This window comes from Xanthomonas sp. LF06-19 (assembly GCF_034105425.1).
Classification (GTDB): Bacteria; Pseudomonadota; Gammaproteobacteria; order Xanthomonadales; family Xanthomonadaceae; genus Xanthomonas_A; species Xanthomonas_A sontii.
Window position 1 is genome coordinate 41,868 of the sequence record NZ_JAXGGH010000013.1, and the last position, 14,097, is coordinate 55,964.

General features: G+C 69.6%; 11 protein-coding genes. 7 read left to right on the forward strand and 4 right to left on the reverse strand.

Annotation, left to right across the window (positions count from 1 at the left end; genetic code table 11):
• Positions 1–325 precede the first annotated feature (325 nt).
• Positions 326–535 (forward strand): cold-shock protein, encoded by a 210-nt coding sequence (locus SLW55_RS19625; protein WP_017909327.1) that lies wholly within the window; start codon positions 326–328, stop codon positions 533–535.
• A gap of 204 nt (positions 536–739) precedes the next feature.
• Positions 740–1,432: a glutathione S-transferase gene (locus SLW55_RS19630; RefSeq protein WP_017909326.1), complete on the forward strand. Its 693-nt coding sequence runs from the start codon at positions 740–742 to the stop codon at positions 1,430–1,432.
• Positions 1,433–1,453: 21 nt separating this feature from the next.
• Here SLW55_RS19630 and SLW55_RS19635 read toward each other — a convergent pair whose 3' ends face one another.
• On the reverse strand, positions 1,454–2,347 hold the full coding sequence (locus tag SLW55_RS19635) for an alpha/beta hydrolase (RefSeq protein WP_320745594.1): 894 nt from the start codon (positions 2,345–2,347) through the stop codon (positions 1,454–1,456).
• A 264-nt stretch (positions 2,348–2,611) separates the two neighbouring features.
• Here SLW55_RS19635 and SLW55_RS19640 point away from each other — a divergent pair, with 264 nt between their 5' ends.
• Complete coding sequence (locus SLW55_RS19640; protein WP_320745595.1) at positions 2,612–4,183, forward strand: protein adenylyltransferase SelO family protein; 1,572 nt, start codon at positions 2,612–2,614, stop codon at positions 4,181–4,183.
• 19 nt (positions 4,184–4,202) lie between these two features.
• Here SLW55_RS19640 and SLW55_RS19645 read toward each other — a convergent pair whose 3' ends face one another.
• Positions 4,203–4,907 carry a TetR/AcrR family transcriptional regulator gene (locus SLW55_RS19645; protein ID WP_267111477.1) on the reverse strand — a complete coding sequence of 235 codons (705 nt, stop codon included), beginning with the start codon at positions 4,905–4,907 and terminating at the stop codon, positions 4,203–4,205.
• Positions 4,908–4,969: 62 nt separating this feature from the next.
• Between SLW55_RS19645 and SLW55_RS19650 the strand changes: the two genes are divergently transcribed.
• From SLW55_RS19650 to SLW55_RS19660, 3 genes are all read left to right on the forward strand, one after another.
• Positions 4,970–6,133 carry an efflux RND transporter periplasmic adaptor subunit gene (locus SLW55_RS19650; RefSeq protein WP_148829734.1) on the forward strand — a complete coding sequence of 388 codons (1,164 nt, stop codon included), beginning with the start codon at positions 4,970–4,972 and terminating at the stop codon, positions 6,131–6,133.
• A 6-nt stretch (positions 6,134–6,139) separates the two neighbouring features.
• Positions 6,140–9,262: an efflux RND transporter permease subunit gene (locus tag SLW55_RS19655; RefSeq protein WP_152240234.1), complete on the forward strand. Its 3,123-nt coding sequence runs from the start codon at positions 6,140–6,142 to the stop codon at positions 9,260–9,262.
• A gap of 83 nt (positions 9,263–9,345) precedes the next feature.
• A complete protein-coding gene (locus SLW55_RS19660; RefSeq protein WP_017914078.1) occupies positions 9,346–9,903 on the forward strand; it encodes an adenine phosphoribosyltransferase in 558 nt (185 codons plus the stop codon).
• A 134-nt stretch (positions 9,904–10,037) separates the two neighbouring features.
• Here the strand turns inward: SLW55_RS19660 and SLW55_RS19665 are convergent, their stop codons facing one another.
• Both SLW55_RS19665 and dbpA read right to left on the reverse strand, forming a co-directional pair.
• Entirely contained in the window at positions 10,038–10,556 is a 519-nt protein-coding gene (locus SLW55_RS19665) for a hypothetical protein (RefSeq protein WP_267099222.1), read from the reverse strand.
• Entirely contained in the window at positions 10,553–11,929 is a 1,377-nt protein-coding gene (gene dbpA, locus SLW55_RS19670) for an ATP-dependent RNA helicase DbpA (protein ID WP_320745596.1), read from the reverse strand. Before dbpA ends, SLW55_RS19665 begins: the two co-directional genes overlap by 4 nt.
• A gap of 135 nt (positions 11,930–12,064) precedes the next feature.
• On the opposite strand from dbpA, the gene SLW55_RS19675 reads away from it, so the two are divergent.
• Complete coding sequence (locus tag SLW55_RS19675; protein ID WP_320745597.1) at positions 12,065–13,969, forward strand: ATP-binding cassette domain-containing protein; 1,905 nt, start codon at positions 12,065–12,067, stop codon at positions 13,967–13,969.
• Positions 13,970–14,097: the final 128 nt, after the last annotated feature.

Below are 14,097 nucleotides of genomic sequence, written 5' to 3' on the forward strand. Positions count from 1 at the left end.
CGCCGTTGTCCGGATCCAGGGCGGATTTGCGCAGTTTCCGCGGATCGGCAGGCGGATCGGCAGCGCCGGCGTTAACTTTAGGGTGGGGTTCAGCTTCCTTGTGGTGGATCCCGGTTTGTCTACACAAACATGTCGCTTTTTGATCACGACCCGCGTATGGTGGCCCCACTGTGTTTGCTAGAGTCACCGTGAATCGTGGCTTGGTGCAGTAGATCTCACGATCCACTTCATCGTTCCGCTCGCTTTACTAACGCCTGCAACTCAGTCTCGGCCTCGATTTCCGATGGCTGCGATTTCTTCAATTCAATGTTTCAGGAGTTAGCAAATGTCTGAGCGTCAGAACGGTACCGTGAAGTGGTTCAACGATGCCAAGGGCTTCGGCTTCATCACCCCGGAAAGCGGCCCGGACCTGTTCGTGCATTTCCGCGCGATCCAGGGCACCGGCTTCAAGTCGCTGCAGGAAGGCCAGAAGGTGACCTTCGTCGCCGTGCAGGGCCAGAAGGGTATGCAGGCTGACCAGGTGCAGGCCGTCTAAGGACGTCTGCCACCGCAAGGTGCCGAACGCCGGGAGCGCAAGCTTCCGGCGTTTTTGTTTGGGTGTTTCTTTTTTCGGGCAGCGAACTTCCGCTGATCGCCGCGCCATTGCCATAGCGGCAGACGCAGCGACCATGCCCTGCATGCGCGGGTTCACACCTGCATCCGGCTACCATGGCGGCCCCCGAGCTCCGGAGCCGTCGCCATGATCACCGTGCATCACCTCAACCAGTCCCGGTCGCAGCGCGTGCTGTGGTTGCTGGAGGAACTGGCGCTGCCGTACCAGGTGATCAAGTACCAGCGCGATCCCAAGACCATGCTGGCGCCGCCGGAGCTGCGCGCGATCCATCCGCTGGGCAAGTCGCCGGTGCTGGTGGACGACGGCCACGTCCTCGCCGAGTCCGGGGCCATCCTCGACTATCTGGTGGACCGCTACGACACCGGCAGCACCCTGTCGCCGGCGCCGCAGCCGCTGGATTCGCCCGAGCGCCTGCGCTACCGCTACTGGATGCACTACGCCGAGGGGTCGGCGATGCCGCCGCTGCTGATGAGCCTGGTGTTCGGGCGGATCCGCTCGGCGAAGATGCCGTTCTTCGCGCGGCCGATCGCCAAGGCCATCGTCGACAAGGCGATGCATGGTTTCGTCGGTCCGCAGGTGCGCCTGCACCTGGACTGGATGGAGCGCGAACTGGCCGAGACCGGCTGGTTCGCCGGCGACCGCTTCACCGCCGCGGACGTGCAGATGAGCTTCCCGGTGCAGGCCGCCGCGGCGCGCATCGGCCTGCAGACGCATCCGAACCTGGCCGGGTTCGTGCAGCGGATCGAGCAGCGCCCCGCCTATCAGCGCGCGCTGCAGCAGGGTGGTCCATTCGAACTGCTCGGCAGCGCCGACGGTTGAGTTCCGTCCGCATCGTCCGGGTCAGCGGGCGGTGGGACGTGCCGGGCAGGCACGCACGAAGGCGATGCTGTCGGCCATGACCGGCAGCGCCGGGTCGTCCTTGCGCAGCGCCAGCACCAGGCGCATGTGGCCGACGCCGGGATAGGTCTTCAGTTCGGCCGGTACCCCGGCGCGCTGCAGCGCGGCCTGCAGCGACTGGCTGTTGTGCGGCTCCACCACGGTGTCGGCGTCGCCGTGCAGCAGCAGCGCCGGCGGCTCGTCGCCGTCGACGAAGTTCACCGGCTGCGAGCGCCGCTGTTGCGCCGGGTCCTGACCGAACATGCCGATCAGGTCCGGATCGGTCAGCGGCAGGAAGTCGTAGGGGCCGGCCAGCCCGACCAGGCCGCACAGTTGCCGCGGCGACATGCCCTGCGCCTGCAGCCAATGAGCGTCGGTCGCCAGCAGAGCGGCGATGTGCGCGCCGGCGGAGTGGCCCATCAGCACCAGCCGTTGCGGATCGCCGCCGTAGTCGGCGGCATGGTGCTGGCTCCAGGCCACCGCCGTGGCGGCATCGCGCATGAAGCCGTCCAGGGTCACCTGCGGATACTTGCGGTAGTCCGGCACGATCGCGACCACGCCGTGCCGCGCCAGCGCTTCGCCGGCCCAGCGGTAGTTCTGGCGGTTGCCGGTCTTCCAGGTACCGCCGTGGAAGAACACCACCACCGGCGCGTGCTCCACCCCGGCGGGGCGATACACGTCCAGTGCCAGGCCATGCGCCGCGTCGTAGACGATCCCGCGTTGCTCGTGGAGGCCATGCCGCGAGGAACTGGCGTTGAGGCCGCCGAAGAACAGGCTGCTGCAGGCCGAGACCAGCAGCGAGGAGAGGGCGATCAGGGCGTTGCGGGGCCAGCGGGGCGAAGACGGTCGGTCGGACATGGGCGATCCCTGAGAGGAGCGCGGAGCATGCCGGATGCCCATGTCGGCGGCGAGTGGAGGTGGGGCGGGGAGTGGGGTTCGGGAGTGGGGATCGGTCAAAGCGGGGGTTACTGCGCGTACGCTGGGTTCGCGGTGGTCGGACCCTCACCCCAACCCCTCTCCCGGGGGGAGAGGGGCTTTTCGGGCTCTCGCGATACCTGGCGTGCACTGGATGCTCACCTCGCGGACTTTCCAATGAAGCCCGCGACTTCTACGCTCTTGCCCATGCCTTCCTTGCGTTTCGACAATCGCTTCGTCGCCGAGCTGCCTGGCGACCCGGAAACCGGTCCGCGGCGCCGCGAGGTGCTGGGCGCGCTGTGGTCGCCGGTCGAGCCGACGCCGGTCGCGGCGCCGCGGCTGCTGGCGTATTCGCCGGAGGTGGCCGCCTTGCTCGGGCTGTCCGAGCAGGAGGTGCGGGCGCCGGAGTTCGCCGCGGTGTTCGCCGGCAATGCGCGCTATCCGGGCATGCAGCCCTATGCCGCGAACTATGGGGGGCATCAGTTCGGGCATTGGGCCGGACAACTCGGCGACGGCCGCGCGATTTCGCTGGGCGAGGCGCTGGGCGTGGACGGGCGGCGCTGGGAGCTTCAGCTCAAGGGCGCCGGGCCCACGCCGTATTCGCGCGGTGCCGATGGCCGCGCCGTGCTGCGCTCGTCGATCCGTGAGTTCCTGTGCAGCGAGGCCATGCATCACCTGGGCGTGCCGACCACACGTGCGCTGAGCCTGGTCGGCACCGGCGAGACGGTGGTGCGCGACATGTTCTACGACGGCCGCCCGCGCGCCGAACCGGGCGCGGTGGTGTGCCGGGTGGCGCCCTCGTTCGTGCGCTTCGGCAGTTTCGAACTGCCGGCCGCGCGCGGCGACACCGCCTTGCTGCGGCGCCTGGCCGATCTGGTGATCGCACGCGATTTCCCGGAGCTGTCCGGCACCGGTGTCGCACGCGATGCGGCCTGGTTCGCCGAGATCTGTGCGCGCACCGCACGCATGGTGGCGCACTGGATGCGGGTCGGCTTCGTGCACGGGGTGATGAATACCGACAACATGTCGATCCTGGGCCTGACCATCGACTACGGCCCGTATGGCTGGGTCGACGACTACGACCCGGACTGGACGCCCAACACCACCGATGCGCAGGGGCGCCGCTACCGGTTCGGCACGCAGCCGCAGGTCGCGTACTGGAACCTGGGTCGGCTGGCGCAGGCGCTGGCGCCGGCGTTCGACGACGTGGCGCCGCTGCACGACGGCCTTGAACGGTTCCGCGCCGAGTATGCGCAGGCCGAGCGCGACAACATCGCGGCCAAACTCGGCCTGCAACAGTGCGGTGATGACGATGTGGCGCTGATGCGCGACGTGCTGGATTTGCTGCAGCAGGGCGAGGTCGACATGACCCTGTGGTTCCGCGGCTTGAGCGCATTGCCGCTGCCGCCGTGGACGCCGGCGCAGGCCCTGGCGGCACTGTCCGACGCGTTCTACGACCCGGACAAGCTGGCGGCGCAGACGCCGGCGTTCGAGGCCTGGCTGGCCCGCTATGCGCAGCGCCTGCAGCAGGATCCGCTGCCCGCCGCCGTGCGTGCGGAGCGGATGCGCGCGGCCAACCCGCGCTACGTGCTGCGCAACTACCTGGCGCAACAGGCGATCGACCGCGCCGAGCAGGGCGACACCGGCGGCATCGACGAGCTGCTGGAGGTGATGCGGCGTCCCTACGACGAGCAGCCCGGGCGCGAGGCCTTCGCGGCGAAGCGTCCGGACTGGGCGCGCAGCCGGGCTGGCTGTTCGATGCTGTCGTGCAGTTCCTGAGCGGGGCCGGCGCGTGCGCTCAGGGCGCGGTCGCGCCGCGATAGCGCCAGGCGGCCAGGAAGGTCGCCACCACTTCCTCCGCCAGCGCCTGCTGCGCGGCCGCGTCCGGCGCCTGTCCGTTGAGCATCGCGCCGGGATAGGCATAGCCGAAGGTGGCGCCGATGAACGCGGTGGCGGCGAGGGTGGGGCGTGCGACCTGCACGTCGCCGCGCGCGTGCAGGGTCTGCAGCAAGGCGCTCAGGCGCTCGCGCAGGCGGCCGGCGCGGCGCTGGTGCAGCGACTGCAGCAGGTCCGGCATCTGCGCGCTGGCCTGCACCAGCAGGCGATGCAGGCGCAAGGCGTCGGGCGCGTACAGGTGCGCCGGCACGGTCAGCGCGATCTGCCGCAGGGTCGCGGGCAGGTCCTGCGCGGTGGCGCTGCCGATGTTCTCCAGCCGGGTCTGCAGCTCCTCGCCCAGGGCCTCGAACACCTGCATCAGCAGCTCGGCCTTGCTGGAAAAATGGTTGTACAGGCTCTGCCGGGTGAGCCCGGCCTGGCTGGCGATCTGTTCCAGCGACACGTCCAGCCCGTGTTCCAGCAGCAGGGTGCGTGCCGCTGCCAGCAGGCGTGGCCGCGCCAGTGCCGGCCGTCCACGCGGGCGCGCGGGGACGCCCGTTGTCGCCGGCTCGGACGTCGCCGTCGCAGTTTGCGCATCCTGGCGGCGAAGGGTTGTGCTTCCCTTCATGATTGTTTTTTTGTCTTTGAGTAAATTAAATGATCCTCCCCGCCGTCCCCAGGATCAAGCGCATGCCCGCGCCTTTCGTCCAGCGCCGCCGCGCGCTGCCGTTGCTGCTGTCCGTCGTCGTGCTCGCGTTCGCCGGCTGCAAGGGGGGAGGCAAGGCCCCGGCGCCGGCAGCGAAGACGGTGGAGGTGGTGACCCTGCAGCCGCAGAGCGTGCCGCTGAGCGTGGAACTGGCAGGGCGCACCGTGGCCTCGGAAGAATCGGAGGTGCGGCCGCAGGTCAGCGGCATCCTGCGCCAGCGGCTGTTCGAGGAGGGCGCCACGGTGCGGGCCGGGCAGCCGCTGTTCCAGATCGAGCCGACCCTGTACCAGGCCGCGGCCAACCAGGCGCAGGCCAACCTGGCCACCGCCGAGGCCACGCTCGCCGCCGCCACGCTGCGCGCCGAGCGCTATCGCACCCTGGGCAAGACCCGGCTGGCCGCGCAGCAGGACGTGGACGATGCGCAGGCCGCCTACAAGCAGGCGCTGGCCAGCCGCGACGCGCAACGCGCGGCGCTGGACACCGCGCGCACGCAGCTGCGCTTCGCCACGGTGCTGGCGCCGATCGGCGGGCGCATCGGCCGCGCGCGGGTGACCCCCGGCGCGCTGGTCACCGCCAATCAGACCGATGCCATCGCCAAGATCCAGCAACTGGATCCGATGAACGTGGACATCACCCAGTCCGGCAATCAGTTCCTGGCGCTGCGCCGGGCGATCGCCGCTGGCGGTGTGCAGCCGGCCAGCACGCAGGTGCGGCTGACCCTGTCCGACGGTACCGCGTATCCGCTGCCGGGCACGCTGGAGTTCGCCGACCTCGACGTGGAGGAGACCACCGGTGCGGTGACCCTGCGCGCGCGCTTCCCCAATCCCGATGCGCAACTGCTGCCGGGCATGTACGTGCGCGCGCTGGTCGGGCAGGGCGTGCGCCAGCAGGCCCTGCTGGTGCCGCAGGCGGCGGTGGACCGCACCCCGCGCGGCGAGGCGGTGGCCTGGGTGGTGGGCGCCGACGACGTGGTGCGCCAGCGCGAGTTCACCACGCTGCGCGCGGTCGGCGACCGCTGGCTGGTCGGCGATGGCCTCAAGCCCGGCGAGCGGGTGGTGGTGGCGGGCCGGCAAGGCCTCAGCGACGGTGCCAAGGTGACGGTGAAGACCGCCGCCGCCGCGGCCGCGCCTGCCGCCGGCCAGGGCTGAGCCGGCATGCTGCCGCGTTTCTTCATCCACCGCCCCATCTTCGCCTGGGTCCTGGCCATCTGCATCATGGCCGCCGGCGCCATCGCCGTGTTCACCCTGCCGATCGAGCAGTATCCGGACATCGCGCCGCCGTCGGTGAATGTCACCGCCACCTACAACGGCGCCTCGGCGCAGACCGTGGAGGACAGCGTCACCCAGGTGATCGAACAGCAGATCAAGGGCATCGACCACCTGCTGTACTTCTCCTCGACCAGTTCCTCGTCGGGGCAGGCGCGGATCAGCATCACCTTCGACCAGGCGGCCAATCCCGACATCGCCCAGGTGCAGGTGCAGAACGCGGTCAACCAGGCGCTCAACCGACTGCCGCAGGAAGTGCAGCAGCAGGGCGTGACCGTGGCCAAGTCGCAGGGCGACAGCCTGATGGCGGTGGCGATCTACGACCGCACCGACCGCATGGACAACGTCGACATCTCCGACTACCTGGTCAGCACCCTGCAGGACCCGATCAGCCGCATCAACGGCGTCGGCGAGATCAACGTGTTCGGCGCGCAGTACGCGATGCGGGTGTGGCTGGACCCGCACAAGCTCAATGCCTACCAACTGATGCCCGGCGACGTGCGCAGCGCGATCCTGGCGCAGAATACCCAGGTCACCGCCGGCGAACTCGGCGCGCTGCCCACCGGCGCCGAGCAGGAACTCAACGCCACGGTCACCGCGCAGTCGCGGCTGCAGACGCCCGAGCAGTTCCGGCAGATCATCCTGGCCACGCGCGCGGACGGTTCCAGCGTGCGCCTGGGCGATGTGGCGCGGGTGGAGATCGGCGCGGAGAACTACCAGAACAACGCTACGCTCAACGGCCACCCGGCGTCCGGCTTCTCGGTGACGCTGTCCGCCGGCGCCAATGCGATCGCCACCTCCGATGCGATCCACGCCACCATCGAACGGCTCAAGCCGACCTTCCCGCCGGGCCTGGACGTGGCCTATCCGCGCGACAGCACGCCGTTCGTGCGCATCTCGATCGAGAACGTGGTGCACACCCTGGCCGAGGCCATCGTGCTGGTGGTGGTGGTGATGTTCCTGTTCCTGCAGAACGCGCGCGCCACGCTGATCCCGGCGATCACCGTGCCGGTGGTGCTGCTGGGCACTTTCGGCATCCTCGCCGCTGCCGGCTTCACCATCAACACGCTGACCCTGTTCGCGATGGTGCTGGCGATCGGCCTGCTGGTCGACGACGCCATCGTGGTGGTGGAGAACGTCGAGCGGATCATGCATGAGGAACACCTGCCGCCGCGCGAGGCCACCGAGCGCTCGATGGGCGAGATCACCGGCGCGCTGATCGGCATCACCGTGGTGCTGGGCGCGGTGTTCCTGCCGATGGCGTTCTTCGGCGGCTCCACCGGCATCATCTACCGGCAGTTCTCCATCACCATCGCCTCGGCGATGGCGCTGTCGGCGCTGGTCGCGCTGACCCTGACCCCGGCGCTGTGCGCGACCCTGCTCAAGCCGGTGGAACAGGAGCGCAAGCTCGGCCGTTTCTTCCAGTGGTTCAACCGCAGCGTCGAGCGCGGCCAGCAGGCCTACCAGCGCCGCCTCGGCACGGTGCTGCAGCGGCCGCGGCGCTGGATGGCGCTGTATGCGCTGGTAGCGCTGGCGATGGTGGTGCTGTACATGCGCATGCCCACCGGCTTCCTGCCGGTGGAGGACCAGGGCCAGGTGCAGATCCAGTTCACCACCCCGGAAGGCACGCCGCTGGCCAAGACCCAGGCGCTGGGCAAGCGCATCAGCGATTACTTCATGACCCACGAGAAGGCCAATCTCACCGCGATCTTCATGGTGGTCGGCCGCAACAACGCCGGCACCGGGCAGAACGCCGGCCAGGCCTTCGTGGCGCTCACGCCGTGGGGCGAGCGCAACCGCGACAACACCGCGCAGGCCATCATCGACCGCGCCAACGCGCATTTCCGCGGCGTCGGCGACGCCAAGATCAGCGTGCTGTCGCCGCCGGCGGTGCGCGGCCTGGGCCAGTCCAGCGGCTTCGAGCTGTGGATCCGCGACAGCGACGGCGCCGGCCGCGCGGCGCTGCTGAAGGCGCAGCAGCAGGTGCTCAAGGAGGCCGGCGACGATCCGCAGCTGACCGCAGTGCGCCTCAACGGCCTGGGCGACAAGGCGCAACTGCAGGTGGACATCGACCACGCCCAGGCCAGCGCGCTGGGCCTGGCGCAGAGCGACATCAACGCGACCCTGGCCACCGCCTGGGGCGGCAGCTACGTCAACGACTTCATCGACCGCGGCCGGGTCAAGCGCGTGTACGTGCAGGGCGATGCGCCGTACCGCGCGCTGCCGGAGGACATCGCGCAGTGGTACGTGCGCGGCAGCGGCGGGCAGATGGCGCCGTTCGCCAGTTTCGCCAGCACCCACTGGACCCGCGGCCCGCAGTTGCAGCAGCGCTTCAACGGCCTGCCGGCATCGCAGATCCAGGGCGGCGCGGCGGCCGGCAGCAGTTCCGGCGAGGCGATGCAGCGGATGCAGGCGCTGGTGGCCAAGCAGGAGGGCTTCGATCTGCAATGGAGCGGGCTGTCCTACCAGGAGCAGTTGTCCAGCAACCAGACGCTGTGGCTGTACACCGCCTCGATCCTGTTTATTTTCCTGTGCCTGGCGGCGCTGTACGAAAGCTGGTCGATCCCGGTGGCGGTGCTGCTGGTGATTCCGCTGGGTGTGGTCGGCACCGTGCTGGCGACCACCCTGGCCGGCTTCGTCAACGACATCTACTTCCAGGTCGGCCTGCTGACCACGATCGGCCTGTCGGCGAAGAACGCGATCCTGATCGTCGAATTCGCCGAGGCGCGGCAGCGTGCCGGGCGACCGTTGCTGGAGGCGACACTGGAAGGCGCGCGGCTGCGCCTGCGGCCGATCGTGATGACCTCGCTGGCGTTCGTCGCCGGTGTGCTGCCGCTGGCGCTGTCCACCGGCGCCGGCGCCTCCAGCCGCCGCGAGATCGGCGTGTGCGTGATCGGCGGCATGGTCACCGGCACCGTGCTGGCAGTGTTGCTGGTGCCGTTGTTCTTCGTGCTGGTGCGCGGCCTGTTTCGTGGGTCCGCGCGGCAGGACGCGAGCGCAGCGGCGGCGTAAGTCGTAGACCGACGAGGCGGCTCCGCGACGCGGTGCCGCCTTGCGACTAGACTTTGCGTTCCCCCACGCCATACGACTGTGCGATGAACGATTCCTCCTGCTGCGGCGCGCCCAGCGACGCACCGGCCCACTGGTCCGGCCGCATCCGCGATATCGCCGATTTCCCGAAGCCGGGCATCGTGTTCAAGGACATCACGCCGCTGCTGGCCGACGGCCCGGATTTCGCCTCGGCGCTGGACGAGATGGCGCGTCCGTGGCGCACCACGCCGCTGCAGGCGGTGCTGGGCATCGAGTCGCGCGGCTTCATCCTGGGCGCGGCGCTGGCGCACGAACTGCGTACGGGCTTCGTGCCGGTACGCAAGCCAGGCAAGCTGCCGGGCAGGACGGTGACCCAGGAGTACGCGCTGGAGTACGGCAGCGACCGCATCGAAATGCACGCCGATGCGCTGCCGGCCGGTTCGCGCGTGCTGCTGGTCGATGACGTGCTCGCCACCGGCGGCACCTTGCGCGCGGCCCTGGCGTTGGCGCAGCAACTGGAACTGGAAGTGGTCGGCGCCGCGGTACTGGTGGAACTGCAGGGGCTGCGTGGACGCGATCGCTGGAGCGAGACCTTGCCGCTGCTGGCGACGCTGACGTACTGAGCACGGCCACTGCTCCTGGCAGCGCAGGTGGCGCGGCCGGGGATCGATGCATTGGGCGCGGCCGCGGCGCACATGCGTCGTGGCGATCGCGCATGGCGCGGGCGACGCCTGACGCCGCAACCGCAGGCGCCGTGTCAGGTCGGGTAGATCACCGTTTCCAGGCTGGGGTCCGCATGCGCGGCGGCATGGCTTAGGTGGCCATCGAACGGACCGACCTTGCAGATCCGGCCGTCGTCGGCGAACACCAGCTGCAGTCCGTGTTCGGCTTCCCAGTCGCAGTTGCATTCCAGGCTGATGCGCAGGCGGCCGTCGCGGTAGCGGCTGACGTAGGCTTCGCTGCCGAACTGCACGTGCGCCCATATTTCGTCGGGACCGGCGATGTCCGGGCACGGCCATCCGTACTTGGCGCACAGCGCCTGCGTGTGCGTGTAGTAGGCGAACACGTGCGGCGCGGCGGCGGCGAACTCCGCGGCGTCGAGTTGCAGGAACGTCGCAATGGCGGACGCGGCGTCGGCCGGGATGTCGCCGGCGGCGCAGTCCTCCAGGATGAAGCAGCAGGTATGGTGCATCCACGCCACCGGCACCGCCTCGCTCCACAGGCTGCCGTCCTCGTCCGGGCGCAGCGACGCCAGGACCTGCTGCGCCGCGCTCACAGCTTGGCGACCCGGAACCGGCGGCCCTTGATCTTGCCGGCCTGCAGCTGCGCCAGCGCCTTGCCGGCATGGGCGCGGGCGATGGCGACGTAGGAGCGGGTGGGGTAGATGGCGATCTTGCCGATCGCCGCGCCGGACAGCCCGGCATCGCCGGTCAGCGCGCCGAGGATGTCGCCGGGACGTAGCTTGTCGGTCTTGCCGCCGTCGATGCGCAGGGTGACCATCGCCGCTTGCGGCAGCTGCGCCGGCCGTGCGGTGGCCAGCGGTGCGCGCGACCAGCGCAGCGGTTGGCCCTGCTCGGTTTCCAGCGCCTGCGCGCGCGCGGTCTCGCGCGGCGCCACCAGGCTCAGGGCCAGGCCGTGCTTGCCGGCGCGCGCGGTGCGGCCGATGCGGTGGCGGTAGGTCTCGGTGTCGGTCGGCAGTTCGTAGTTGATCACCGCCGCCAGGTCTTCCACGTCCAGCCCGCGCGCGGCCACGTCGCTGGCGACCAGCACGTTGCAGCTGCGGTTGACGAAGCGCACCAGCACCTCGTCGCGGTCGCGCTGTTCCATGTCGCCATGCAGCGCCAGCGCGGAGAAGCCGAACTGCTGCAGCGAGCCGGCGACCTCGTCGACCTCCTTGCGGGTATTGCAGAACACCACGCTGGACTCAGGCGTGAAGCGCAGCAGCAGGCCGGCCACCGCCTTCTGCCGGTAAGTCGGGTCGACCTCGAAGAACTGCTGGTCGATCTCCGGCGCGCTGTCGGCGCCTTCGACGGTGATTTCCGCCGGTTCCTTCAGCAGGTCCCGCGCCAATGCGCGGATTTCCTCGGGAAAGGTGGCCGAGAACAGCAGGCTCTGCCGGTGCTTGTCGCAACGACTGGCGATCTCGCGGATCGGCTCCTCGAAGCCCATGTCGAGCATGCGGTCGGCCTCGTCCAGCACCAGCGTGCGCACCCCGCCCAGGTGCAGCGCGCGCTTGCGCGCCAGCTCCTGGATGCGGCCGGGCGTGCCGACCACCACCTGCGGGTCGTGCGCCTCCAGCGAGGCCAGTTGCGGCGCCAGCGGCATGCCGCCGGTCAGCACCACCAGTTTCATGTTGGGAATGCCGGTGGCCAGCTTGCGCAACTGCTTGCCGACCTGGTCGGCTAGTTCGCGGGTCGGGCACAGCACCAGCGCCTGCGCGCGGCTCAGCGCCGGATCCAGCTTGTGCAGCAGGCCCAGGCCGAACGCCGCGGTCTTGCCGCTGCCGGTAGGCGCCTGCACGATGACGTCCTGGCCGGCCAGGATCGGCGGCAGGCTCTGCTCCTGCACCGGGGTCATGCGGGTGTAGCCGAGCGCGTCGATGCCGGGCGCGAGCGCCGGGGAAAGGGAGAGGGTGGCGAAATCGTTCATGCGGCATTTTAGCTGGTGGGGCCGGGACTCGGGACCCGGGACCCGGAACGTCAACAGCAAAAGGGCATTTCGACTCGCACGACGCGCCGCTTTTTGCTTTCCGGGTCCCGGGTCCCGGGTCCCGTACAATACGGCATGCCTCTTATCACTCTGCAGAACCTCGACTACAGCGTCGGCGGCCCCTTGCTGCTGGAAAAGACCGACCTGTCGATCGAGCCGGGCGAACGCATCGCCCTGATCGGCCGCAACGGCGCCGGCAAATCCACCCTGATGAAACTGATCGCCGGCGAGCTCAAGCCCGACGACGGCGAGGTCCGCGTTCAGCAGGGCGTGCGCATCGCCCGGCTGGAACAGGAGGTGCCGCATGGCGCCGCCGGCAGCGTGTTCGACGTGGTCGCCGACGGCCTGGGCGAACTCGGCCATTGGCTGGCCGAGTTCCATCGGCTCAGCCATGCCGCCGAATTCGACGGCGATGCGCTGGGCGCGGTGCAGTCCAAGATCGATGCTGCCAATGGCTGGGCCTTGGACCAGCGGGTCAACGAGACCCTGACCCGCCTGGAACTGGACGGCGACGCCGAATTCGCGCGGCTGTCCGGCGGCATGAAGCGCCGCGTGCTGCTGGCGCGCGCGCTGGTCTCGGCGCCGGACCTGTTGTTGCTGGACGAGCCAACCAACCACCTCGACATCGAGGCCATCGACTGGCTGGAAGGCTTCCTCAAGGGCTGGAACGGCAGCGTGGTGTTCGTGACCCACGATCGGCGTTTCCTGCGTGCCCTGGCCACGCGCATCGTCGAGATCGACCGCGGCCAGGTCAGCAGCTGGCCGGGCGACTGGGCCAATTACGAGCGCCGCCGCGAGGAGCGGCTCAATGCGCAGGCGCAGGAGAACGCGCGCTTCGACAAGCTGTTGGCGCAGGAGGAAGTATGGATCCGCCAGGGCATCAAGGCCCGGCGCACCCGCGACGAGGGTCGGGTGCGGCGGCTGGAAGCGATGCGCCGCGAGCGCACCCAGCGCCGCGAACTCGGCGGCAACGTGCGCATGGAAGCGGCGCAGGGCGAGTCCTCCGGCAAGAAGGTGATCGAGGCCAAGGACCTGAGCTTCGCCTTCGGCACGCGCAGCATGGTGCGGGATTTCTCCACCACCATCCTGCGCGGCGACCGTATCGGCCTGATCGGCCCCAACGGCAGCGGCAAGACCACGCTGCTGAAGCTGCTGCTGGGCGAACTGACCCCGGACCAGGGCGAAGTGCGCGCCGGCACCAATCTGCAGGTGGCGTATTTCGACCAGTACCGCGCCACCCTGCGCGAGGACTGGAGCGCGATCGAGAACGTGGCCGAGGGCCGCGACTTCATCGAGGTCAACGGCAAGCGCAAGCACGTGCACGCCTACCTGCAGGACTTCCTGTTCACCCCGGAGCGTGCGCGCGCGCCGATCACCCGTCTGTCTGGCGGCGAGCGCAACCGCCTGCTGCTGGCGCGGCTGTTCGCGCAGCCTTCCAACCTGCTGGTGATGGACGAACCGACCAACGACCTGGACGTGGAAACCCTGGAGCTGCTGGAAGAACTGCTCGGCGACTACAGCGGCACGCTGTTGCTGGTCAGCCACGACCGCGACTTCATCGACAACGTGGTCACCTCGACCATGGTCATGGAAGGCGACGGCCGCATCGGCGAATACGTCGGCGGCTACAGCGACTGGGTACGCCAGCGCCCGGCGACGCCGGCCAGCGCGATGGCGGTGGCCAAGGCTTCGGCCACCGCGGCGGCGACCACGCCGGTGGCGGCCGCTGCAGCGGCGCCGGCGCCGGCGCCCGCGCCGGCCAAGCGCAAGCTCAGCTACAAGGACGCGCGCGAACTGGAGCAGTTGCCGGCGCGGATCGAAGCGCTGGAACAGCAGGTCGCGGCGCTGACCGAGGCGATGGCCGACCCGGCGTTCTATCAGCGCGACGCGGCGGCGGTGACCGCGCATACGCAGGCGCTGAGCCAGGCGCAGGCGGACCTGGATGCGGCGTATGCGCGGTGGAGCGAGCTGGACGGTTGAAGAGCCGGGGCTCGGCACAAACACCCTGGGCCTGCGGCGGCAACGACCACGGCGGCCGCTTTACCGAGATCAAAGACCGGATGCGTGGGCGTTGGGGGGTGTCGCGTCGGGGCTGAAGCCCCTCCCAC

Bases quoted from the DNA above. Each gene is read 5' to 3' on its own strand.
- SLW55_RS19625 (WP_017909327.1), top strand. From the start codon at position 326: ATGTCTGAGCGTCAGAACGGTACCGTGAAGTGGTTCAACGATGCCAAG.
- SLW55_RS19630 (WP_017909326.1), top strand. From the start codon at position 740: ATGATCACCGTGCATCACCTCAACCAGTCCCGGTCGCAGCGCGTGCTG.
- SLW55_RS19635 (WP_320745594.1), bottom strand. From the start codon at position 2,347: ATGTCCGACCGACCGTCTTCGCCCCGCTGGCCCCGCAACGCCCTGATC.
- SLW55_RS19640 (WP_320745595.1), top strand. From the start codon at position 2,612: ATGCCTTCCTTGCGTTTCGACAATCGCTTCGTCGCCGAGCTGCCTGGC.
- SLW55_RS19645 (WP_267111477.1), bottom strand. From the start codon at position 4,907: ATGAAGGGAAGCACAACCCTTCGCCGCCAGGATGCGCAAACTGCGACG.
- SLW55_RS19650 (WP_148829734.1), top strand. From the start codon at position 4,970: ATGCCCGCGCCTTTCGTCCAGCGCCGCCGCGCGCTGCCGTTGCTGCTG.
- SLW55_RS19655 (WP_152240234.1), top strand. From the start codon at position 6,140: ATGCTGCCGCGTTTCTTCATCCACCGCCCCATCTTCGCCTGGGTCCTG.
- SLW55_RS19660 (WP_017914078.1), top strand. From the start codon at position 9,346: ATGAACGATTCCTCCTGCTGCGGCGCGCCCAGCGACGCACCGGCCCAC.
- dbpA (WP_320745596.1), bottom strand. From the start codon at position 11,929: ATGAACGATTTCGCCACCCTCTCCCTTTCCCCGGCGCTCGCGCCCGGC.
- SLW55_RS19675 (WP_320745597.1), top strand. From the start codon at position 12,065: ATGCCTCTTATCACTCTGCAGAACCTCGACTACAGCGTCGGCGGCCCC.